At 68.0% G+C, this 19,861-nt stretch carries 21 protein-coding genes and 1 pseudogene; 10 read left to right on the top strand and 12 right to left on the bottom strand.

Annotated features, from left to right (window positions below):
- Positions 1-20 precede the first annotated feature (20 nt).
- Both DSC45_RS34790 and DSC45_RS34795 read right to left on the bottom strand, forming a co-directional pair.
- Positions 21-167: a putative RiPP precursor gene (locus DSC45_RS34790; RefSeq protein ID WP_119296051.1), complete on the bottom strand. Its 147-nt coding sequence runs from the start codon at positions 165-167 to the stop codon at positions 21-23.
- A 140-nt stretch (positions 168-307) separates the two neighbouring features.
- Complete coding sequence (locus DSC45_RS34795) at positions 308-790, bottom strand: ATP-binding protein (RefSeq protein ID WP_240435020.1); 483 nt, start codon at positions 788-790, stop codon at positions 308-310.
- Positions 791-922: 132 nt separating this feature from the next.
- Here DSC45_RS34795 and DSC45_RS34800 point away from each other — a divergent pair, with 132 nt between their 5' ends.
- Entirely contained in the window at positions 923-2,089 is a 1,167-nt protein-coding gene (locus DSC45_RS34800) for a helix-turn-helix domain-containing protein (RefSeq protein WP_119296052.1), read from the top strand.
- The gene (locus DSC45_RS34805; RefSeq protein WP_240435021.1) at positions 2,086-2,832 is read left to right on the top strand and encodes a 5-formyltetrahydrofolate cyclo-ligase; all 747 of its coding nucleotides are present in this window, start codon (positions 2,086-2,088) and stop codon (positions 2,830-2,832) included. Before DSC45_RS34800 ends, DSC45_RS34805 begins: the two co-directional genes overlap by 4 nt.
- Before the next feature lie 63 nt (positions 2,833-2,895).
- Here DSC45_RS34805 and DSC45_RS34810 read toward each other — a convergent pair whose 3' ends face one another.
- The 3 genes from DSC45_RS34810 to DSC45_RS34820 are packed head-to-tail and all read right to left on the bottom strand — an operon-like array spanning position 2,896 to position 4,081.
- Positions 2,896-3,147 carry a hypothetical protein gene (locus DSC45_RS34810; RefSeq protein ID WP_240435022.1) on the bottom strand — a complete coding sequence of 84 codons (252 nt, stop codon included), beginning with the start codon at positions 3,145-3,147 and terminating at the stop codon, positions 2,896-2,898.
- Positions 3,144-3,398 (bottom strand): holin, encoded by a 255-nt coding sequence (locus tag DSC45_RS34815; RefSeq protein WP_119296053.1) that lies wholly within the window; start codon positions 3,396-3,398, stop codon positions 3,144-3,146. Before DSC45_RS34815 ends, DSC45_RS34810 begins: the two co-directional genes overlap by 4 nt.
- 11 nt (positions 3,399-3,409) lie before the next feature.
- Positions 3,410-4,081 (bottom strand): peptidoglycan-binding protein, encoded by a 672-nt coding sequence (locus DSC45_RS34820; RefSeq protein ID WP_119296054.1) that lies wholly within the window; start codon positions 4,079-4,081, stop codon positions 3,410-3,412.
- 251 nt (positions 4,082-4,332) lie between these two features.
- Between DSC45_RS34820 and DSC45_RS35990 the strand changes: the two genes are divergently transcribed.
- Entirely contained in the window at positions 4,333-4,965 is a 633-nt protein-coding gene (locus tag DSC45_RS35990) for a hypothetical protein (protein ID WP_162929438.1), read from the top strand.
- A 232-nt stretch (positions 4,966-5,197) separates the two neighbouring features.
- Positions 5,198-5,745, top strand: a pseudogene (locus DSC45_RS34830) (GNAT family protein).
- Positions 5,746-5,753: 8 nt separating this feature from the next.
- On the opposite strand, the gene DSC45_RS34835 reads toward DSC45_RS34830, so the two are convergent.
- A complete protein-coding gene (locus DSC45_RS34835) occupies positions 5,754-6,065 on the bottom strand; it encodes a hypothetical protein (RefSeq protein ID WP_162929439.1) in 312 nt (103 codons plus the stop codon).
- Positions 6,066-6,551: 486 nt separating this feature from the next.
- Here DSC45_RS34835 and DSC45_RS36870 point away from each other — a divergent pair, with 486 nt between their 5' ends.
- Both DSC45_RS36870 and DSC45_RS34840 read left to right on the top strand, forming a co-directional pair.
- Complete coding sequence (locus DSC45_RS36870; RefSeq protein ID WP_276145490.1) at positions 6,552-6,677, top strand: hypothetical protein; 126 nt, start codon at positions 6,552-6,554, stop codon at positions 6,675-6,677.
- 60 nt (positions 6,678-6,737) lie between these two features.
- Positions 6,738-7,997, top strand: coding sequence for an MFS transporter (locus tag DSC45_RS34840; protein WP_162929440.1), 1,260 nt, complete (start codon positions 6,738-6,740; stop codon positions 7,995-7,997).
- Positions 7,998-8,595: 598 nt separating this feature from the next.
- Here DSC45_RS34840 and DSC45_RS34845 read toward each other — a convergent pair.
- The 5 genes from DSC45_RS34845 to DSC45_RS34855 all read right to left on the bottom strand — a co-directional run bounded on the left by DSC45_RS34845 (position 8,596) and on the right by DSC45_RS34855 (position 12,890).
- Positions 8,596-9,423 carry a phosphotransferase family protein gene (locus DSC45_RS34845; protein ID WP_119296058.1) on the bottom strand — a complete coding sequence of 276 codons (828 nt, stop codon included), beginning with the start codon at positions 9,421-9,423 and terminating at the stop codon, positions 8,596-8,598.
- A 77-nt stretch (positions 9,424-9,500) separates the two neighbouring features.
- Complete coding sequence (locus DSC45_RS35995; protein WP_162929441.1) at positions 9,501-9,641, bottom strand: hypothetical protein; 141 nt, start codon at positions 9,639-9,641, stop codon at positions 9,501-9,503.
- On the bottom strand, positions 9,638-10,756 hold the full coding sequence (locus DSC45_RS34850; protein WP_119296059.1) for a radical SAM protein: 1,119 nt from the start codon (positions 10,754-10,756) through the stop codon (positions 9,638-9,640). The genes DSC45_RS35995 and DSC45_RS34850 overlap by 4 nt, the downstream gene beginning before the upstream one ends.
- Positions 10,757-10,904: 148 nt before the next feature.
- Positions 10,905-11,075, bottom strand: coding sequence for a hypothetical protein (locus DSC45_RS36000; RefSeq protein WP_162929442.1), 171 nt, complete (start codon positions 11,073-11,075; stop codon positions 10,905-10,907).
- A 633-nt stretch (positions 11,076-11,708) separates the two neighbouring features.
- The gene (locus tag DSC45_RS34855; protein ID WP_119296060.1) at positions 11,709-12,890 is read right to left on the bottom strand and encodes a helix-turn-helix domain-containing protein; all 1,182 of its coding nucleotides are present in this window, start codon (positions 12,888-12,890) and stop codon (positions 11,709-11,711) included.
- A 98-nt stretch (positions 12,891-12,988) separates the two neighbouring features.
- On the opposite strand from DSC45_RS34855, the gene DSC45_RS34860 reads away from it, so the two are divergent.
- The 4 genes from DSC45_RS34860 (at position 12,989) to DSC45_RS34880 (ending at position 18,076) form a co-directional block, all read left to right on the top strand.
- The gene (locus DSC45_RS34860) at positions 12,989-13,513 is read left to right on the top strand and encodes a flavoprotein (RefSeq protein ID WP_119296061.1); all 525 of its coding nucleotides are present in this window, start codon (positions 12,989-12,991) and stop codon (positions 13,511-13,513) included.
- A 626-nt stretch (positions 13,514-14,139) separates the two neighbouring features.
- Positions 14,140-14,682 carry a hypothetical protein gene (locus DSC45_RS34870; RefSeq protein ID WP_119296063.1) on the top strand — a complete coding sequence of 181 codons (543 nt, stop codon included), beginning with the start codon at positions 14,140-14,142 and terminating at the stop codon, positions 14,680-14,682.
- Positions 14,679-17,021 (top strand): type IV secretory system conjugative DNA transfer family protein, encoded by a 2,343-nt coding sequence (locus DSC45_RS34875; RefSeq protein ID WP_119296064.1) that lies wholly within the window; start codon positions 14,679-14,681, stop codon positions 17,019-17,021. Before DSC45_RS34870 ends, DSC45_RS34875 begins: the two co-directional genes overlap by 4 nt.
- Positions 17,021-18,076, top strand: a complete 1,056-nt coding sequence (locus DSC45_RS34880) for a replication-relaxation family protein (RefSeq protein ID WP_240435023.1) — start codon at positions 17,021-17,023, stop codon at positions 18,074-18,076. The genes DSC45_RS34875 and DSC45_RS34880 overlap by 1 nt, the downstream gene beginning before the upstream one ends.
- Before the next feature lie 296 nt (positions 18,077-18,372).
- Here DSC45_RS34880 and DSC45_RS34885 read toward each other — a convergent pair whose 3' ends face one another.
- Positions 18,373-19,143: an aminoglycoside phosphotransferase family protein gene (locus DSC45_RS34885; RefSeq protein WP_119296076.1), complete on the bottom strand. Its 771-nt coding sequence runs from the start codon at positions 19,141-19,143 to the stop codon at positions 18,373-18,375.
- Positions 19,144-19,861 lie beyond the last annotated feature (718 nt).

Raw genomic sequence — 19,861 nt, forward strand, 5'->3', positions numbered from 1 at the left:
ACCCGCGGTGATCGGTCCGCCTACTCGAAGTAGCGGCCCTGATCGGAGCTGTCCTCGGCGTACTTGCCGAGCGTCACCTTCGACACCGCGTCCAGCTCGATGAGTTGAGGCACCGCGTAGTCCTCCTGCGGCTGGGTGGCCGTCTCGTTCGTGGGCTGCTCGGTCATCTGCTGTTCCCTTCTCTGGTGGGTGTGATGGGCTGCCGTCGCCGGCGCGCCGCGAGGGCGGTCTGCGACGGTCATCTGCGGGCCGCTGTCCTGCACTCGACTGGGCCGAACTCGGGGCACAGCACCGCACGGCATCCGGTTCACCAGGGCTTCACCTCGGCCAGGCAGGCTGATCCGAGCTTGAACTCCGCCCAGACCACCTTGCGTTGGCCGTCGCGCTCCACGCCCCAGCCGTCCGCGCACTCGGCGACGAGGAAGAGCCCTCGGCCGGTGGCGCGGTCCGCTCCGGGGCTCTGCTGTTCGGGGAGACCCGATCCGACGTCACGCACTTCAAGCCGCAGCCGATCGTCGGCAACCGCGAGTCCTACGAGGAATCCGTCGGCCCCTGAATGCACCAGGGCGTTCGTGGCCAACTCCGATACGCAGAGTTCTACGTCGTCGATTCGGTCGGCGATGCTCCATTCGGAGAGCGTGTCCGTGGTGAACTTCCGTGCTGCTGGCACCGCGACGGGGTCATCATCGAACGCCTGTTGCCGCGGCAGGGGTTGCCGTGGCGCGTGTGCAGCCGAAGCCATGACGATCTCCGTCTCGGTGAGGAGCAACTTGGTGCTGTGGAAGTCCACGGAACCGCTCCTCGCAGGCGCGAACCAGAGCAGAATTGCCGCATGGGTGAGGCATCCCTGCCGCACACGCGGGCATGACCTGGGGTGCTTCCACTCTGAAATCAGCGTCGATCACGCGGGGAGACCGAAACCATGGCACTGAAGCGGCACGCCTTCGCCCGCCGCCGCCGTGCGGTGGGATACACGCAGGAGGGCCTGGCCGAGACGCTGAGCGTGGAGCGCTCCACCGTCTCCCGTTGGGAATCGGGCCGCGTGGCCCCCCAGCCGTACGTCCGACCTCGCCTTGCCGCCATCCTTCAGGTCTCCGCCGAGGAGTTGAGCCAGCTGCTCGCCGTGTCGACTGAAGACGCAAAGCCAGCCTCCGAGCGGACCCAGTACGCCATGCGGCACCCTTCGCGCGTGGATCTGGTCACCGTCGCTGAACTACGGGGCAGGATGCAGGACTTGGCCGATCGCTACGACCGCATGCCTTCCGCTACCTTGCTCGCTCACGCCGGCCGACACGTGAATCAGGTCGAGTTCCTCGCGGGCGAAGCGCCGGCGGGCCGGGTCCAGCGCGAGATGCGGGTGCTCCAGGCCGACGCCGCCACGTTCATGGGCCAACTCGTCTGGGACGCCTCACAACGACGGGACCACAGCACAGCCCGGACGTACTACGCACAGAGCGTGGACGTGGCCCGACACCTGCGGGACCGGACTGCGGAAGGGCACGCACTCTTACGCACCTGTTACGTCGCCCTCTACGGCGCCAACGACTACCGCGAGGGCCTCGACCTCGCCCTGCAAGCCGCCCACACGACACGGCTCACGAGCCACGTGGTCACCGGACTTGCCATGCTGCACGCGGCCGAGGCGCGCGCCTATCTCGGTGAAGGCCGCGAGTGCGAGCGGGCCCTCGCCGGTGCCGAAAAGCACCTGGAACAGGCGAGCAGTACGGACGCGGCTCATGACCTGCTGTCCCCCACACACTTCGGACGACTCGCCGGCTCGTGCTACCTGACGCTCGGCAAGTACGGCAGGGCGCAACAGCTCCTCGACGAGACCGCTACGGAGCTCCAGGACCGCCGGAAGTCCCGCGCGATCGTCGTCGGCAACCTCGCTCTGGCCTGGATTCGCCAGGGAGAGCTCGACGCAGCCCTCGCCGCGTTCAACGACGCCGTGAACGAACTGCACGGAACCCGCGGAGGTGGTGGGATGAACATCGTCTTCCGCGCCGCCCGCGAGCTTCGAACCTGGCGCAACGAGCCGGCGGTGCAGGAGGCGCAGGACCGACTGATGGCCCTGATGGAAGCGGCGTGAAGGGGACCAAGGTGCGCACACTGATTGATCAAGAGAAGCAGCGCGTTCGCGAGCGGGTCTGGGACCTACTCGACAGCGCCGACGCCGTCCACGACGCCTCAGTTCACGGCCGCATCCCGAACTTCAAGGGCTCGGACGAGGCAGCTACCCGGCTGGCCGACCTTTCCGCCTGGCATGACGCCCAGTTCATCAAGGCAGTGCCCGACAAGGCACAGCTTCCGGTGCGCGCGCGTGCTCTGAGCGGGGGGAAGACGGTGTTCATGGCCGTGCCCAAACTCGCTGACCCATGCCCGTTCTACCTGCTGGACCCGGCGGCGCTCACCGTCCCGCCGACGGAGGCCGCGTCGAGCAAGATCGCGGCGATCGTCGCCCCGAAGGTGGACGTCGATGCCCTGCGGCCCGTGGACATGGTGGTGGTCGGAAGCGTTGCAGTGAACCGGGCCGGCGTTCGTATCGGGAAGGGCGCCGGGTACTCCGACCTGGAGTTCGCCTTCCTCATGGAGGCCGGACTGATCAGTCCACAGACGGTCGTGGTCTCCACGGTCCATGCTCTCCAGGTCGTGGACGAAGAACTGCCCGCGACCGAACATGACTTCGGCGTGGACCTGATCGTCACCCCGGACGAGGTTATCTCCTGCAGCTCGCCGCATCGGCCGGCGGGGCTCGTGTGGGAACACCTGGACGCGGAGAAGATCGCGTCCATTCCGGTTCTCGCGGCACGGGCGCCCTCGGCTGGACGCTGAAGGGCGAGCAGCGACAAGAGTGCCCCGCCCACGGCACGAGGCCGTGGGCGGGGCACTGTTCGTTTACGGGGCAGCGTTCTGCCAAAGCGCTACAACGACGGCGGCCACAGCAGCCAGCGCCGCGATCGTCGGCCAGGGCCACCGGTTCGATTCGAGGCGGCGGAGGCGTTCTTCGTGGTCGTCGAGTTGTTCGTTGATGCCAGCGAGGCCGTCGAGCTTGCCCTCGATGCGGGTCACGCTCTCGCGGACACCGCGGAGCTCGCCGTACATCTCGGCGACGGTGATGGTGACGACCGGCGGGGCCTCGTCCGTCACGGGTTCCGGCCTGCGGTCGCGGTCTCGGTGAGGCCCGGTCCGTCGCTGCCGGTGCCCGTGGTGGCGATGGAAGTCGGGGCGGAGAGCAGGGCTGCGGCGCCAGCGAGGGCGAGGCCGCGTTCCCAGGGGACGTTGACGAGGTCGGTCGTGTCCAGGCCGAGTGTGGCGATGAGGGTCTGGGCGAAGGTGCGGACCGCTCGTTCGGCTGTGGCGATCCAGAAGCGTGTGGTGGTCAGGTGCGCTGCGGCCATGGGGCCTCCGTTCAGTCTGTGACGTAGAAGTCGTGCTGATCGCCGAGGACTTGCAGGGATGTGCAGCCCGGGATGCCATCCGCGGCGCTGCCCTTGAACCCGAGGTCGCGCTGCCATCTCGCATAGGCGGCGATGGTCTTGGTTCCGAAGGCCCCGTCGGCCCACTTGCCGGCGAGGAGGCCTTCGGCGAGGAGGGCGTGTTCGACTCGGAGGACCTCGTCCTTGTGCGTGGTGTGGCCCCGCGGTGCGCGAGGGTCCTTGAGAGCCGCCTCATCGAGGCGGATGCCGATGTCGGCGCCGTCGGCGGACTGCGCGAATGTGACCAGGCGGCGGGCGACCTCGAACTGGTCCACGTCCGTGGCGCGGAGGTCCTCGGTAAGGAGTCGGTGCTCGCAGTAGGAGTCGAAGGTGGCTGCTTGCTGTTCGGCCGTGGCGCCTTCGCGGCTCGTGGAGTTAGCGGTCAGGGTCCAGACGATGCCGCCCCACCAGGTCTGGCGGTCCCGCTCGATCCACACTGCGGTGCGGCCGGGGATCACGGCTTCGGTGATGCATTGTGCGGTGGCTGTGTCCGGGGTGTTCAGGGTGCCGGTGCAGGTGCCGGACTTGCCGAGGTAGTCCTCGATGGTGGCGCCGGATATCGGGAAGGCGTCGCGTACTTGGTCGGTGCGCAGGTCGCAGAACAAGGCTCGATATGCAGCAGTTACACCCCTCCACTTGGGCAGCGGGTCATCGCCAGTACGCTCCTAGATCCCGTTCAGAGCTCCATCACGTAGACGTGACACTCACGAGGAGGCAGGGCGTGCCAGCAAACTCAGTTCCCCCACCGCCGACTTACCCCCCTCGCCAAGGGCTCGGTGGTGGCGCACCCCAGTCCTCCGGCGCTCGCCCAGGACAGTCGCCCATCCGTGACCGGATCCTCTGGGTCTCCCTGTTCGTGATACCGATCGTTCTGTGGTTAGCCCAAGGCGGACTGGGGTGGATAGCTAAGAAGCTTGAGGGTCCTCCCACCCTCGCTGTGCACGGCGGGGAGGTAGGTTCATGCCCCGCGTACCTTGAATCGCCGTGGGAGGAAGTGAAGAAAGAGCCGGTAAACGAACAGCGTGAAGGCGGGGTAGCCGTCACAGAGGACGGAAGTGACCCAGCCGAACTCACTCTCACACTCCAGGCAGAAACTTCTGAGGCCATCGTCGTTACCGGCGTAGGAGTCAAGGCCCTTTCAAGCAAGCCCCTCCCTGAGTCTGGCTTCATCCTCACCGGAGGCTGCGGAGGATTGATGACGCCCCGTGTGTTCACCGTTGACCTAACCAAGTCGCCAGCGCAGGCGCGCCCTGAGAAGTCTCCCGGCAAGAAGTCAGCCGACTTTCCACTCAAAGTCTCAGACAGTGACCCTGAACAAGTCAGCCTCTTGCTGGAACCCGGAGATCGTGAGATTCGCTTCGCAGTCGAGGTGATGTGGATCGCGGGTGGTGAGAGCGGCGTTGAGGTGCTCGACAACAACGGCCTCGGATTCCGCGTAATGGGAGACGGCAACATTCCGACGACCGTGGGCGCGAATCCCCCGCGATAGGTCTCGGGGTCAAAGCGGGTACGTGTTGCCGTGGAGGCTGAGCCAGGGTGGGGTGTCCTGGACCTGCCGGTGTCCCACCGCAACAACGGGATCGTCGTATCCGCCCTACGCGTCCGCCAGGCCTTGATGAGCAGCCCGGCACGGACTGCGATCGCGGCTCAGGACCTGCGTGCCGAGATCGAGGCATTCCCAGCCAACAGGCGGGCTCTGCCCCGCGGGTAGAGCCCGCCGCATGTACCCGGTCAGCCGATCCAGTTCACGTCTCGGACTACGCGAACTCACCCACGAGGACGCGGAACCGGTGTTCGCCATCTACGGCAACGCTGCCGCTACCGAGCACCTGTCGTTCGAGCCGCGCACCCGCGACCAGGTGGAACAGATCGTGGCCCGGTCCATCGGTTCCGCCACCGAGACCACACGCACCGATTACGCACTCGCCGTCGTCGAACGAGTCACGGACACGTTGATCGGCTTCGGACGAATCGCCACCGACCCGCACCAGCAGCGTGGAGCCACCCTCGGTTTCGCGCTGCGCCCCGACATCTGGGGGCGGGCTACGGCCTCGAGACCGTACGTCTCCTCCTCGGCCTCGGATTCGAGGATCTCGAACTTCATCGCATCTGGGGCGCACGCTCCCCCCACAACGAAGCATCGGCACGAACTATGGCCTCCGCGGGAATGGTTGAGGAGGGCACGATCCGTGAGCACGTCTACAAGGCTGGCGCGTGGCGTGACTCCGTGGTCCACGCGATGCTCGACCGAGAGTGGCCGAAGCCGTAAAGGCTCCGTCACCGCACAGGCAAAGGCCGGGTCGCGAAGCCATGTCCTTGGTGCTGATGGTCGGGGTGGACGGCGACCGTGTCGATGGTGGCCAGGAAGCCGCCCCGATCACGGATCAGGACCTTGAGGGCCGTGAACTGCGCTGTGTCCGTGGCGACGTGGGAGCGTGCTCCGACGACGACACCCCGGATGATGCCTGCGGACAGTACTCCCGTTATGCCTGACCAGCCCGGGCGGTTGTCGAGGCCCACAGCGGGGTCGTCATCGAACCACGCCCCCGCGGGCATCAGCGTATTGACGCGCGCGCTGTTCCGCCTCACGTACGAGGACCGTGTCAGAGGCGCAGGTGTAGACGGCGACGGAGACGTGCCCGTGGCCGCCGGACTGGATGTTCGGCATGTCCCAATCCTGTTGCCGGTGACAGGCGTAATACAGACACGGCCCGTGACAGCGCTGGGAGTTGAGTGTCGGCTGTGCCGTCACGCCTCGTTCTGGTCACCGCCCGTCGTCGGGGTGACGGTGCCACGCGGCGTGGCAGCGGTACGCGTTACTGCTTCCCGGCTGCCAAGGTGCATGGCAGTTAAGAGTTGTGGATGAGCTTCTTGTCGGTAATTGCCGACCAGACCTTGCGAGCCAGGGTGCAGGGGCCCAGCGTGCCGTCGACGACAATGTCAGTGCCTCCGGAGCTGGTGACACCACCCCCCGGGCCATGCACGCGACAAGGGGAGGCAGTCATGCCAACTCCGAAGACCGGCAGCCCTGTTGCCGGATTGCGGAAACGGTAATGGGGGTCGCTCCTGTTCATCGTGAACCCCGACATGGACCAGGAGTTGACGCCACTGGTGGAGAACGAGTCCAACGAGGGTGGCGACATCGCCGTGCGCGCGCGGACCAACGGTGTGCGGTTCGGGCTGCCGGAGGCCCCACTCTGAGCACTCTTTGCAATAGGCCGTATACCCTGAGTTGCACGAGTTGGATTGAGAAGCGGTGTGATGGCGGTGCGTGATACGTCGCTGCTAACGAACCGGAACTTCGTGACCTACTGGTCGGGGCAGGCGGTCGCCATGGCCGGGTCCGCTGTGCTGCCGGTCGCACTGAGCCTGGTTGCGGTCGTTTCGTTGCACGCTTCGGCCATGGCGGCATCGATAGTGTCCGCGGCGTCGATGCTGCCCGGGATGCTGTTGACGCTGCCGGTCGGTGCGGTGGTGGACCGGTTGCCGAAGCGGGCCGCGATGATGTGGGCGGATCTCGGGCAGTCGATGTCGTTGTGGGCCGTGCCGGTGCTGTGGTGGACGGACCTGTTGTCGATCGCGGCGTTGTGTGTAATCGGGTTCGTGGCGACGAGTTGCGGGATCGTGTCGCAGGTCGCGCACCTGTCGCTGACGCCGTACCTCATAGCGGACCGGCAGCTTATCGACGCGAACTCCAAGCTGTCACTGGCGGACTCCGTCGCTACTACCAGTGGTCCGATTTTCGCCGGATTCCTGGTCGGCAGGCTCGGAGCCCCGTTCACGGTCGGGCTGGCCGCGCTGGGCAGCCTGTTCAGCGCCGCCACGCTGCTGCGGGTTCGGTCGAGCGAGCCGCCGCCGAGCCGGACCGGCGAACCGACGACGCTGCGGCGGGACATTGTGGAGGGGCTGCATTTCGTCCGCCGCAACGTGATCTTGCGTAGCCTGATGGTGATCAACGCGATCGACAACTTCTTCCTGTCGTGGGTGCAGGCAGTGCTCGTCGTGTACCTGGTGCGTGTGCTGCTGTGGTCCCCGGAGTCGTACGGCGTCGTGATGGGCATTGCCGCGGTTGGTGGCATCCTCGGCTCGTTGCTGGTGCGTAGGCTGCACAAGAGCCTGGGCACCGGAAGGCTCCTGTTCGCCGCGGTGGCGGTCGGCGCGCCGGCGGAGTCCATGGTCCTCTTTCTGTCGCCAGGCCACGTCGGTCAGGTACTCACCTGTCTCGCCCAGATGGCAGCCATCTTCGCGACCGTTTGCTACAACGTGACGTCCAGAACGCTACGGCAGCGGGAATCCCCGGAAGGCATGCGATCCCGGATCACGGCAGCACACCGCTGGGTCGGCGGCGGGCTACGCCCTGTCGGCGCTATTTGCGGCGGCCTGTCCACCACCGTGTTTGACGTGCGGACCGGCATCGCGATCGGCTGCGTCAGTATGGTGATCACGCCGGTCGTCGCGTGGCTGTCTCCGCTGCGCGGCACCGACCTACGCGAACCGGAGGAGAGGCGCTGGGCCGCGTGAGTTCAGTAGCTGCCGACATCCATCACCCCCGTCACGGAGCTGACCCGCCACCGCTGACAGGGTGACCGGACCAGAAGCCGATCCCCCAGCAGCAGCGGTCGGAATTTCATCGTCCAGCGCCGGAGTTCAGTGTCGCCGCACTGCAAGAAAGCCCCGCCAGTCGGTGAGGGTTCCTTCTTACGTGAGCACTGCTCTGAGAAGAAGCCGACCCAAGATCGAAGAGCTCCCGGTCCGAGATCACCCGGCTCAGAAAGGTAGTGCGCACACGTGAGGGCCGCTCGGCCGACGTCCGTGATGTTCGGTCCACCGGCGCCGCCTATGTGAACCGAATCCGGGTGCTCGCCTTGAGAATTACCGAGTTCGAAGCCGAGAACACCGCTCTGCGCGGACAACTAGCCGTAGTCCGCGCTTCCCTGCCAGGGACTGCTGATACTGGAGAAGGCGACGGCGGCGCTACACGCACTCACGGAGGCGCCGGAGCGGATCGGAAGTTTGATGCCGGCGAGGCTGTTCTGGTCGCGGTCACCTCTCCGAGCGGGGACAGGGCCCGGTTTTCGCACTCGGTCATCAGCAGCTCGGCGAGGAAAACTGCGGTAGGTCATCTGCTTCTTGATCGCCCGTAGGGATCGTTCAGTCGGTGTGTGGCCCAGGCCTGGGCCGCCCGGTGGACGCCTGCGGCCCATTCAGCGCCGTTCTCGGCGATCTCGCCCCACAAGTGGCGCATGGCGTCGGAGAACACATCGAGCGCATCCTCTGGTGCTTGCCGGTAGGCAGGGACGCGGGCGGCCCATTGCTCTGCACTGTGCGGCGTGTGCTCGCCGTCGGCGATCAGCCAGAGCGCCCACCACGCCGCGTCGAGCCACGCCGGACCACGGGTTCCCCAGGCCCAATCCACCAACAGCGCCCGGTCACCCGTGATGAGTACGTTGGTGTGGTTCAGGTCGGTGTGGACCAGCTGGTTGCCGGCAAACAGAGACTTCGTGTCGGCGGGTAGGTAGTCGCGCAGCCGGTGCCCGGCCTCTTTCAGTTCGATCCCGTGCGGGGCGTGGACCTCGGACAGGCGGGTCAGCATGTCGGTCACGTGGGCGAGGTCGGTGGAGTCCCGGTAATCGGCGTGCAGGCCGGTGACGTGGTCGAAGACCAGCACATCCCAGCCGGCCACCTCGATGCGCCACCGTAGTGCCGGTGAGATCCCTGTGACGTACGGGCTGGTGTCGGCCTCGCGTTGCTGCGTCCAGCCGCGCGGGTGTTCGGCCCGCAGGCCTTTGAGGTGAAAGGCACCCGCGCTGGTCTGGATGCGGGCGGAGATCTCGGAGTTGAAACCGCTCCCGGACTCGGTGATCTCTTCGATCGGCCCGGTGTGTGCGGTGATCGAGGAGATGACAGCGGGAGGCAGCGAATCGACGGTGTGGCGGTCAGTCGGCATGGATCAGGGCGGTCCGTCCTGGGTAGCGGGGAGCCGTGCGGCCCCGGGAGAGGGGGCCGCAAGGCCGGTCTGGAAGGTCAGTTGTAGGGGTTGTCGTCGCCGCAGCCGGGGATGGCGTCGTCGGTCAGCGACTCGATGTCCTCGATGAGGACCAGGCCCGCGGGCTCCTCGTCGAGGGTGCGGGGGCGGGGGGTGATCTCGACTGCGATGGCGGTCATGCCGGTGCTCCTTGTCCGTGTTGGCAGTAGGTGTTCAGTGGTGCCTTCGCCTCCTGGTAGGCCTTTGCGAGCGGGCGGCAGACCCGGCAGGTGCCGGAGATCTTGCAGCCCGAACAGCCACCGGTGCGAAGCATCTGGCCATCGGCGATCGACGGAAGGCGCAGCAGTCCGTCGAGGCCTTCGGCGATCAGGTCGACGGGGTTTTCGCGGCCGACCTTGCACATCGTGGCCTTGCCGTGGGGGTCGACGTGGAAGAACGTGTGTCCGGCCGGGCAGCCGCCGAAGACGGTGGACCGGTCGATGAAGTCGGGATGCTGGGCGGCCATAGGGTCGGGGCGGCCGTCGTACGTCGGGGAGATGTTGGCGTACTCGGCGGAACTCGTCGCGTACTCGGCGGCGATGGCGCGCATCGCGTCGGCCTCGTGCGCGTTGTGCCGCGTCATGATCAGCGCAAGGTCCAGAGCGGTACCCGCGTCTCGTGCTGCGGTGAGTCCGCGCATGACGCGGCGGTGCGCGCCACGGCTGCGGGTGAGCGTGTCGGCGGTCTCCTCGGTGGCCCCGTACAGGGACACGGTCACCTTGTGCGGCGGCATGTCGGTGAGCAGGTCCAGGATCGCCGGGTGGTTCAGGCGCGATCCGTTGGTGAGGATTTCCAGGAGCATGCCGTGGCGGTAGGCGTGTGCGTAGGCGACGGTGAAGTGCGGGTCGATGGTCGGCTCTCCGCCGGTGATCTGCAGCCACAGCACGCCGGCGTCGCGCAGCATGTCGATGAGGTGGAGTTTGCCGGTGCGGTCGAGGCCGTCGAAGGGGCGCTCGGGCAGGTAGCAGTGCTCGCAGTTGAAGTTGCAGCCGAGGTTGATCTCCCAGGTGGCGCGGGAGTAGTTGAGCCTGGTTCGGGGCCGGACCAGCACGGTGTCGGCGACGGTGCGGCCAGTCAGATCGAGGCCCCAGGCTGACTGGGCGGAGTCGGAGAGCCATCCAGGTACCGGTGCACCGGTGTGGGCAGCGTTGGCGAGTTCGTCGTACATGGCTGCGGGGATCTGCGCGCAACGGCGTTGCCCGGGGCGGGCGATGACGTGCTTGGTCTGTTGAGGGCTGGCGATCAGGGCATGCACAGCGGTCCTCCACGAAAACGGTTGCGGGGCTCCGCCCGGCCCCCGGCCAGGGGGACCGGCGCCGTCAAACGTGGGCCGGGCGGAGGCTTGAGGCCGGCGCGCTCCCGAGCACAACGGGCGCTTCGGGAGGGCGTCGGAGACTGGTGGGTTACAGGACTTGCCACAGGGCGAGCAGGAACGCAGACACGGTGAGGGTGGCGAGGGTGCCGGTGATGGTGTGCTCGACGAGGGCGCGCCGCCGGGCCGGTCTCACGACGTCCCTGCCTTCCGCCTGCGGCGGGTTGGGCAGACGCAGGCAGCGTGCGTGCGGGACGTGCACAGCGAGCACTCCTGGAGATGCTCGGCCGGCTCGTAGGGGACGGTGCGCTGTTCGTAGCGGCACCACATCGATGGCGGGGTTCCAGCGTGATCGTGTACATCAGGCGCGCCCTGCTCGGGTGACGCGCAGGAACGCGGTCACGAGTTCGCGGTATCCGGTGTGGCCGGTGGCGGCGGTGTGGTCCAGGGCCCACAGGTCCGGGGGGGGACTGGCCGTCGCTGGGATGCGAGCGCTGCATGCAGGTGGTGCATTCGATCTCCCGGACGGGGCCGGAGGCGCCGGGGGTGCGGTCGGGGCGCAGCGTGTACGGCTCGTGGCGGATCACTGTGCGGCTCATCCGAAGTGCTCCGCTCCGAGGCGCAGTTCGGGAAGCACGCGGTACAGGGCGCTGCGCCCACGGTCGCGTGCGCATCGCTCGTGCGCATATACCGAGCGGTCAGGGCCCGACTGGGAACGGACCAGCGCGACGCACACGTCTGCATCGGGCTCGGCGCAGTAGGCGCAGATGCGCCGTTCTCGGTTCGCTAACTCCATGACGCACGCACCCCGAATCGTCGGTCTCCGGCTGTGCAACCAGAGTGACGCCACGGAGAGTGCGCAATGCTCACAGATTTGTGAGCGCTGTGAGTGCGGCTACAAGCCGACCCATGCGGCCATGTGCGAGAGCGTGTCGGGAGTGCGGCGCGCCATGTAGACGAGTCCGCTGATCGTCTCCCGTGCCGACGGGTGATAGCGGGTCTGTTCCGGGGCGGCGCGGCGGGCTTCGACGAGGTGTTTCAGTGCCTGTTCGCTGTGCCCGGTCTCCATCTCGGTGCGGGACCGGTCCAGGAGATAGTGCGCGCGCCTGGAAGTGGCCAGCGACACAGGGACGTTGATCTTTCGGGCCTGTGTGAGGGCGTCGTCGTAGTGCCGCATTTCCACCGCGGCCGACATGCGGTGAAGGGCCACGTTCGTGGGCCCGAAGCTGAGCCAGTGCACGTCAGGGGCGTCGGTGGTTTCGGCGATCGCGGAGGCCGCGGCGATGTGTTCGTCCACCGCCGTGGGCCGGTCCGCTCGGGCGGCGATCACCGAGGCCCCCAGGTGGAGTTGCCCGGCGACGGCGCGGGCTTCCCGAGATGTTTTGGCCTGCCCCACCGCGTGTTGGCCGGCTGCAACGAGCCTCTGGCCGATGGTGTATTCGCCCTCACGGAAGTAGACGAGGGCGCGCATGTACTGGCGGACAGCGGCGATGCACGGGTCGGAGGCCCGCTCGGCTGCCCAGTTCATGCGGTCCAGGGCGACGGCGGACAGGTCGTAGTAGCCGAGCTTCACGCTGATGTCGTGCGCGGTGCGGTAGGCGGATGCCAGAGCGCGCCACAGTTCCGCTGACGGAGTGGTCCAGGCGGAGGTGGTGAGTTCCGCGATCGTGCCGGGCAGTGCGGTGGCCGCGTTGCGCAGGTTGGTAGCGCGCACCTCCGCACAGAGCCGGTCGGTTTCGGCAATCAGTTGCGCGGCGGGACGAGTGATCAAGTCGGTGTCTGCGCCGAGGTCGTACAGGTCCAGGGCTTCACGGATCGGGCGGACGAGTGCGGCAAGCCGGTCCTGTTGGAGTTCCGTCACGTAGGGCTGTCCCGTCAGTGCAGTGACGTCGATCTGTAGGGCGCGGGAGACAGCCGCGACGAAGTCGGGCGTAGCGGGGCGGGCGCCGCACTCGACTTGGTTGAGGAGGCTGTACGAGTACGGGATACGGTCCGCTAGTTCGCGCTGGGTGAGGCGGGCCAGTTTTCGTTGTTCCTTGATGCGGGCGCCCGTGTGGTCGTCGTCCAGTCTTGACATACTGGTCTCCGTTCCTGACTTGTCATCTGGAACGGTACCCGCGTCCGCCTCCGATTCCCCTGGGATTGGGGGCGGACGTATGTGATCGGATGGCTTGCATGACGACGCTGTATCTCTTCGCCAGTGCGGCCCCTCCGGTGTTCGACATCGCGCGGGTGATCGAGGACGCGCAGGCGCGCGGCGTAGATGTGTGCCTCGGGCTGACGCCGACGGCCGCCGAGTGGCTGGCCGACAGCCTCGACGACCTCGCGGACCTGACCGGGCATCCGGTGCGCTCCCGCTACAAGCAGCCCGGCTCCCCCGACGTGTGGCCGCCGGCGGACGTCATCGCCTTCGCACCGCTCACGTTCAACAGTGCCAACAGCTGGGCTCTCGGGCTGACGTCGTCGTTCGTCGTGGGCGTGGTCGCCGAGGGTGTGGGCAAGGGGATCCCGATGGTGGCCATGCCCTGCGTCAATGCGGCCTATGCGCGGCATGTGCAGTGGGAGCGCAGTCTTGCGGAGCTGCGCGGCATGGGCGTGCGCGTGCTGTACGGCGACGGCGGCTTTCAGCCGAACTCACCCGGCGAAAAGCGCCCGTTCCCGTGGACCGTCCTACTGGACACTGCAGTGGAACGCGCCTGAGGGCTCCGCCTCTGATGCAGGCGACACCCCCGCGTCGGGTGACCGTGTCGGCGTTCGCGACACCGTGGGGGCGAGGCGGTAGGGAGTCGGTGCCGGTCGCGATGATCCGCGGCGCCATGGAAGCCGTCGGGCGTGCTGGCTCTCTGCGTGGCACAGCATCCAGATCCGGTGTCGTACCGGCTCGTCGGGATTTGTTTCCGAAGGGCTGTCACGTTCCGCCGTTCCGTGGTCCTTGCGGTAGGTGAATGGCGGCATCCGGCCGCCCGGCCCGAGGGATCGGCCATGGGGGCGCGTGCTACGTATCCGGCGGAGCGCAGTCAGCGGGATGCTGCCGTGGAGGTACTGATCAGCTTGTGTGGGTGGCTCGTTGCGGCCGTGTTCGTGGTGGGGTGCGTGCCCGGCTGGTGGTGGGGTGGGGATTTGGCGCGTCTGCCGGTGATAGGGGAGTCGGCGTCCGCGGCCGCGTCGGAGCGGCGAGGGTGGCCGTGGGTGCCGGTGTTGACGATGGTGTGCGGCGGTCTGCTGGTTCGCAGGGTGTGGCTCGCGGTGGCTGACGGGGTGCGGGGGGTGGATCCGCGCGGCCGGTATCAGCGCCGTAGTCCGCGGATCCCTGCCGGGGACTGCTGATGCTGGAGCAGGTGACGGCGGCGCTGCAGGCACTCGCGGAGGTGCCGGAGCGGTTCGGCATCGTGGTGGCGGCGTCGGCCGGGTGGCTGATCGGCGGAGCCGTGCTGGTCGCGGTCGGTGGGACGGCGGTGTGGGTGTGGTGGCGGCGCCGGGCACGGGCGGCGTTGGCACACCGCGCGGTCGTGGACTTCATCCCGGCCGGGACATTCGATCCGTCGGCGGAAGCGATCGACCGGCAGGCTGCACGGATCGCGCGGGTCCCGGAGGCTGCCGGATGGTTGCCGCGTCGCGCCTCGGGGGTGCGCATCCGGCTGGTCTGTACGGACAGCAGGCTCGCCTACCAGCTGGAAGCGCCGGAGCGGGCTGCGGCTCTGCTGCGGCTGCCGTCCTTCGCCGAGGTCGACATCGCGGACGCCGGCACGACGGGCCCTCAGCGCGCTCAGCGGATCCGGTTCGAGCAGGTCCCGCCGCTGCCTTCCGCAGACCCGGCCGTCGAGGGCGATACCGAGGAACTCAACGTTGTGAAGGAAGCCCAGACGTGACCACTCTCATCGATCTGACCAAGCACTCTCCCGAATCCACTGTGCAGGCGGCGGACGGGGACGTGCATCTGGCCCCGGCAGCGGGGCCCGGGACGGAGCGGAGCGCCACCTGCGCGGAGCCGTTGCCGGGTGAGCGGTATGTGGCGCGAGCCGAGTTGGTGCTCGCTCGGCCTGATCACCGGCGGCTGACGGCCGCTGGCCTGGATCCGGACCCGCTGCACGTGATGGCCGCAGCGTGCGCGCAGGTGGACAGTGGCAGCGGTGAGCAGGCGGAACTGGTCGTCGACCTGGTGCCGGTGTCCGGGCGGCGGGTAGCCAGGTGGCGGCGCCGGCTGATGCGGCGGGCGCAAGCGCGCGGCCCGTCCGCGTACGGGGAGCAGGTTCGCGGGGGTGCTCAGGGCGGGAGCATGTGGTCGCAGGTATGGGACGGCCTGAACGGGGGTGGGGCGCGGGGCGGTTCGGGGCAGCGGGCGCCGCGGCAGCGTGATCTGGCCGAGGGGATCGGCAAGTTCTTGCCCTCGGAGGACACTGCGGTGTTCGCGGTGCAGGTCCTGATCCGGGTGACGGCGACACATCCCGGGCGGGCGCAGGCGCGGCTGCATCAGGTGATGTCGGTGCTGGATGCGTTCAAGGGCGAGAACTGGTGGCGGCCGGTCGGGCCGCGGCGGACTGGGTGGCGGCCGTACAGCAGTGTGTGGTGGCGACGCTCCCGGTTCGAACGGCGGTTTTGGAGCGGGGAGTTCGCCCCGGCGAAGCGGCAGTGGGTGACCGCTCGGGAGATCGCCGCGCTGTTGAAGCCGCCGACGGTGCACTGCCCGGCAACGAATGTGGTGCGCACGGGTGGTGTGGTGCCGCCGGCTCCGCCGCAGTTGCCGGAGTGGACGGGGCAGCGGGGGATGGTGCCGTGCGGTCTGGTGACGCTGGCGGACGGCACCGTGCGGCTCGGTGCCGTTCCGAAGGCTGATGTGCTGTTCGGGGCGTCGCTGGGCAAGTCGGGTTTCGGTAAGTCGGAGCTGGCTTTGGTGCAGGCGCTCGCGTTGGCGTATGGCGGGGACGGGGTGTGGTTCCTCGACCCGCACGGCGCGGCCGTGCTGCGGGCCTTGCCGTATCTGACGCATCCCGCGGTCGCCGACCGGGTGCTGCTGGTTGACGTGGGGGCGAAGAACCCGTCGGACCGGATCATGTCGTGGAACCCGCTGGATATGGAGGGCCGCGACGTGGCGGAGGTCCAGGACGTGATCGGCGCGGTTGTCGGCGGGCTCGCGTCCGCGCAGGGATGGGGAGACCGGGCTCCGCGCGCGCGGTCGATCCTCTCCCATGCCGTGCAGGTACTGGCCCACCTAGCGCTCGAGATGTGCAGGCGTGGCCGGCCGGACCTGCAGCCGACCCTGTTCTCGATCACGAGGCTCCTCAACGACGAGCAGTGGCGCGAGGAGGTCCTGGCGCTGCTGCCGCGCAAGCTGCGGAAGTTCTGGATCACGACGTTCCCGAAGTACGAGGGCGGCGCGGTGCCAGTGGTGACCCAGACCCTCGAGCAGTTGGAGACCTCGGACTCGCTGCGCGCGTTCCTCGGCCAGCCGCGCTCCACCTACAAGGTGCGACGGGCCATGGACGAGAAGAAGATCGTGCTGCTGCGGGCCTCGGGGACCGGCGGCGCCGATCAGCTGATCACGTCGCTGCTTTTGTTCGACCTGTTCCTCGCCGGACTGTCCCGCGAAGGGATCCCGCAGGAGCAGCTCGCCCCGTTCTGGCCGTTCGCGGACGAGCTCACCGCGATCGACGGAGCCTCCCGCGGCTACCTCGCCAAGGTCCTCGAGCAGCTCCGCAAGTACGAGATCCACTTGATGGGGATGACGCAGATGGTGATGCGCCTGTCCGAGGAGACACGGCAGGCCCTGATGCAGAACCAGTCCCTGCTGTCGGCGGCGGCCGCGGACAGCGACGAGGCCGCGTTCGTCGCGAAACGCATGGACACGATCACGCCCCGGACGATCGAGAAGCAGGGCAAATACCGGTACGTGATGACCGCGACGCTACACGGCCAGCCCACCGACCCGTTCCGGGTCCTCGGTGTGCCCGTGCACGACGTGTACGCCGACTACCACCATCCCGAACAGGTTCCCGAACTCCTCGCCGCGATGAACCAAGGCTCCCAACGCCGCTCCGTCTCCGAGGCGTTGCTCGCCCTGGACGGCAACGACACCACCCTGCCCGGGCACGACGACATGATCCTCGCCGAGCTTTCCGGGGCTGGCCACCGCCGGGCCGCGGCCACGCAGGCCACGACCCGCACCCCCACCGCCGACGCATCAGCTCTCCCGCGAATCGAGGTCGGATAGTGACCACCGCAACGCCGCCCATGCCCGCTGCTGTCTCGCCGGCCCTGTCGACGCTCGCCCAACAGGCCCTGCCCGTGCTCTACCAGCACCGGCTCGTCGCCACCTCCCAACTCCACCGGCTCCTCACTCCGCACACCCGCAGGGCGGTGTATCTGCGCCGGCAACTCTCGATCCTGCGCAGCCTGGGGCTCGCGGCTTCCACCGAGCGGCGCGGTGCACGTTCCGGCCCGACGCTGGGGCGTAGTGAGCTCCTGTGGTACGTCACCCCGCGCGGCGCTGAAGTCGTCGAGCATGACGGGCAGATCACCCCGCGGGCCTACCGCATCAGTCCCGAGGCCGCGGCCTCGCAGCTGCAGGAGCACACCCGCTCGTGCGTGGAGACGGGCCTGCTGTTCACGGAGTGGGCGCGGCATCTCGGCGACGAGTGCGGGCCGCTGGACTGGGAGCCTGAACTCGCCCACCGCATGCGGGACGGAGACAGCCGGCTCGGCGACGACGCGTTCCTCATTCCGGACGGGGTGCTCCACTACACCCACACCACACCCGACGGGGCACGCAAACTGCTGACGTTCTTCCTCGAGGTCGACCGGTCCACCATGCACGTCGCTCGCCTCGGCAAGAAGCTGTCCGCATACGCGCGGTACGCCACCTACACGCCCGCGCCGGCCGGTCCCGGCCGACGCGCCAACTCAAGCCCCGGGCGGGAGGCTTGGCGGGATCGGTACGCGAAGTTCCCGCGGATGCTGTTCATCCTGACCGGCGCGTCCGCGAGTAGCCTCGCGCGCCGTATCGACGACTTGCGCGCCCTCGCGGATGCGGACCCTCGCCTGCACCGGGCCGGCATCGCCGCCGGGGCCACCACCCTCGACCAACTCCACCAGCACGGCCCCTTCGCCCCCATCGTGACGCCCCTGCTCGGCTCCCCCGGTCCCTGCGATGTTCTCCTCAGCCCCGAGCCGACCTCCCCGGATCCGTCCACGACCACTAGGGCCAACGTCCCGCCCGCGCCCACATCTCGGCTCGCGAGCCAGGAGACGCGGGCGACCACTTCGTGAGCCGCGCGCTAACGCGATGCAGCTCGTAGCCGCAGCCTGCGGCAGAGCGTGCCGGGACAGCGCCGGTCATGCGAACGCCCCGCCTCGGCGATCCACCGGGCGGGGCGTATCTCGTGTTCAGTGGTGGCAGATGTGCTGCGTTGGCCGGCGGTCAGTGACAGCGGGCAGCCGGGATTCCCCCAGGGACGGCCAGTTCTGGCGTCCCACTGACGGCCAGGTGCGTTCCCCAGCCGCGGTCAGAAGCACGCTCCGTGACGCCGAGGATCCGATCACGGCGGAACGGCAGGTACAGTCCGTTATTCGAACAGAGGGCGGTTCGCACGGCTCCAGGCCAGTCGTCGGCCGAGTTCCTCCAGCAGACCTTCGCGGACCCAGGTGGCCTGGGGCTCATGCCCCTGAGATGCCAGTCTGCGCACGAGGTCGATGGTTGCCTGTTGGCTGTCGATCACGGCATCCACGACTCGGGCGGTTGTGGTGAGGCCGTAGGCCGTGCAGAACCGCTCGAGACGCCGGCGTCGGTCGGGTGGCTCCGGATAGCGCAGCCAGCGCAGGCACTCGGCGTCGTCCCGAAACGGAGCGACGTATTGCAGGGCGTAGGCCACATCGTGCATCGGCGGCGCCGGCCGGGCGAAATCCCAGTCGATGATCCCGACCGGGCGGTTGACCTGCCAGACCACGTTCCATGGACCGAAGTCGCCGTGGCAGATCACCTCGCCTTCACCGGGTGCAGTGGCGCCGTCGGCCCAGACCGCATCGTCGGGCGGCGAGAAGCCCGCGGTCGCATCGTGGTAGTTGCGCAACAGCCGGGCGAAGGCGGACAGGCCCTGGTCGTCCACCACCTTGGCCCAACTCTGCGGCTCGGACTCACCATTGATGAAGGTAAGCACCTCCCGGCCCTGCTCATCGAACCCCAGCGGCCGCGGTGCGTAGGGAAAGCCCACTGCATCTAGATGCCTGAGGAAGGCGTGGACTGTCCGTGTCCAGGGCTGGGCAGGCCGCCGAACGGTGTCCCCGACCCGTAACACCTCCCGGTGGGGCTGATCCTGCAACGCATCCTCGCCCGCCATCCTCGGGACGCTACCGCCTCGCAGTGGCCTCAGCACCCCCATTACAGGCAGTCACGAATCGGCAGGCAAATGCCTCCTCTCCAGTGGCTGCCGCTGGGGAATCCCAACTGGCTACCGACAGGCGTACGTCGAGTTCTTGCCCGTACGGACGTCGGACGCCCATTCCCTGGCTCTGAGTCCTCCTCCGGAGGGAATTCCCGCAGGCTTGCCCAGGTGTCGAGCGGTGCTGATGCCAAGGTCCTGCGGTTGCCGTCAGCTACGCCTCGACGGTCTCGGCCTCAGTCACTTTGTTGCTGGTCATCGATGCATCTTCCATGATCGAAAGACACATCAAACGAACGTTTTAAAGTACCGACACCGGCAGGTCCACCGTGATCTCTCCCCCGCCGCCGGAGAGGCGCCGGTCGATCCGCCTGCCCGGTCTCGCTGTCCCTCCTCGAACCGCGCCGCGCGAACGGTGATCAGGCGCCTTGCCCCGGTGCTACCGAGGCAAGGCGCACAACCCTCACTGGCCGGTTGTGCTAGCGCTTCGAGGGAGCTCTCGAACGTTCTTGGATGAGTTGAGGCAGGCCCCGTCGTCATCCGCTGACTCGATCTGCACCTGGCCCTTTGACAGGTCGGCTCGTGGAAAGTCGAACGCGTAGCAACGGGCGATACTCTTGTCCGCTGACGCGAACAGGGGCATGGGGTCGGTGTAGCGGCCTCTGAACCGGGCGAC

Origin of the sequence: Streptomyces sp. YIM 130001 (assembly GCF_003574445.1) — a bacterium.
Taxonomy (GTDB): Bacteria; Actinomycetota; Actinomycetes; order Streptomycetales; family Streptomycetaceae; genus Streptomyces.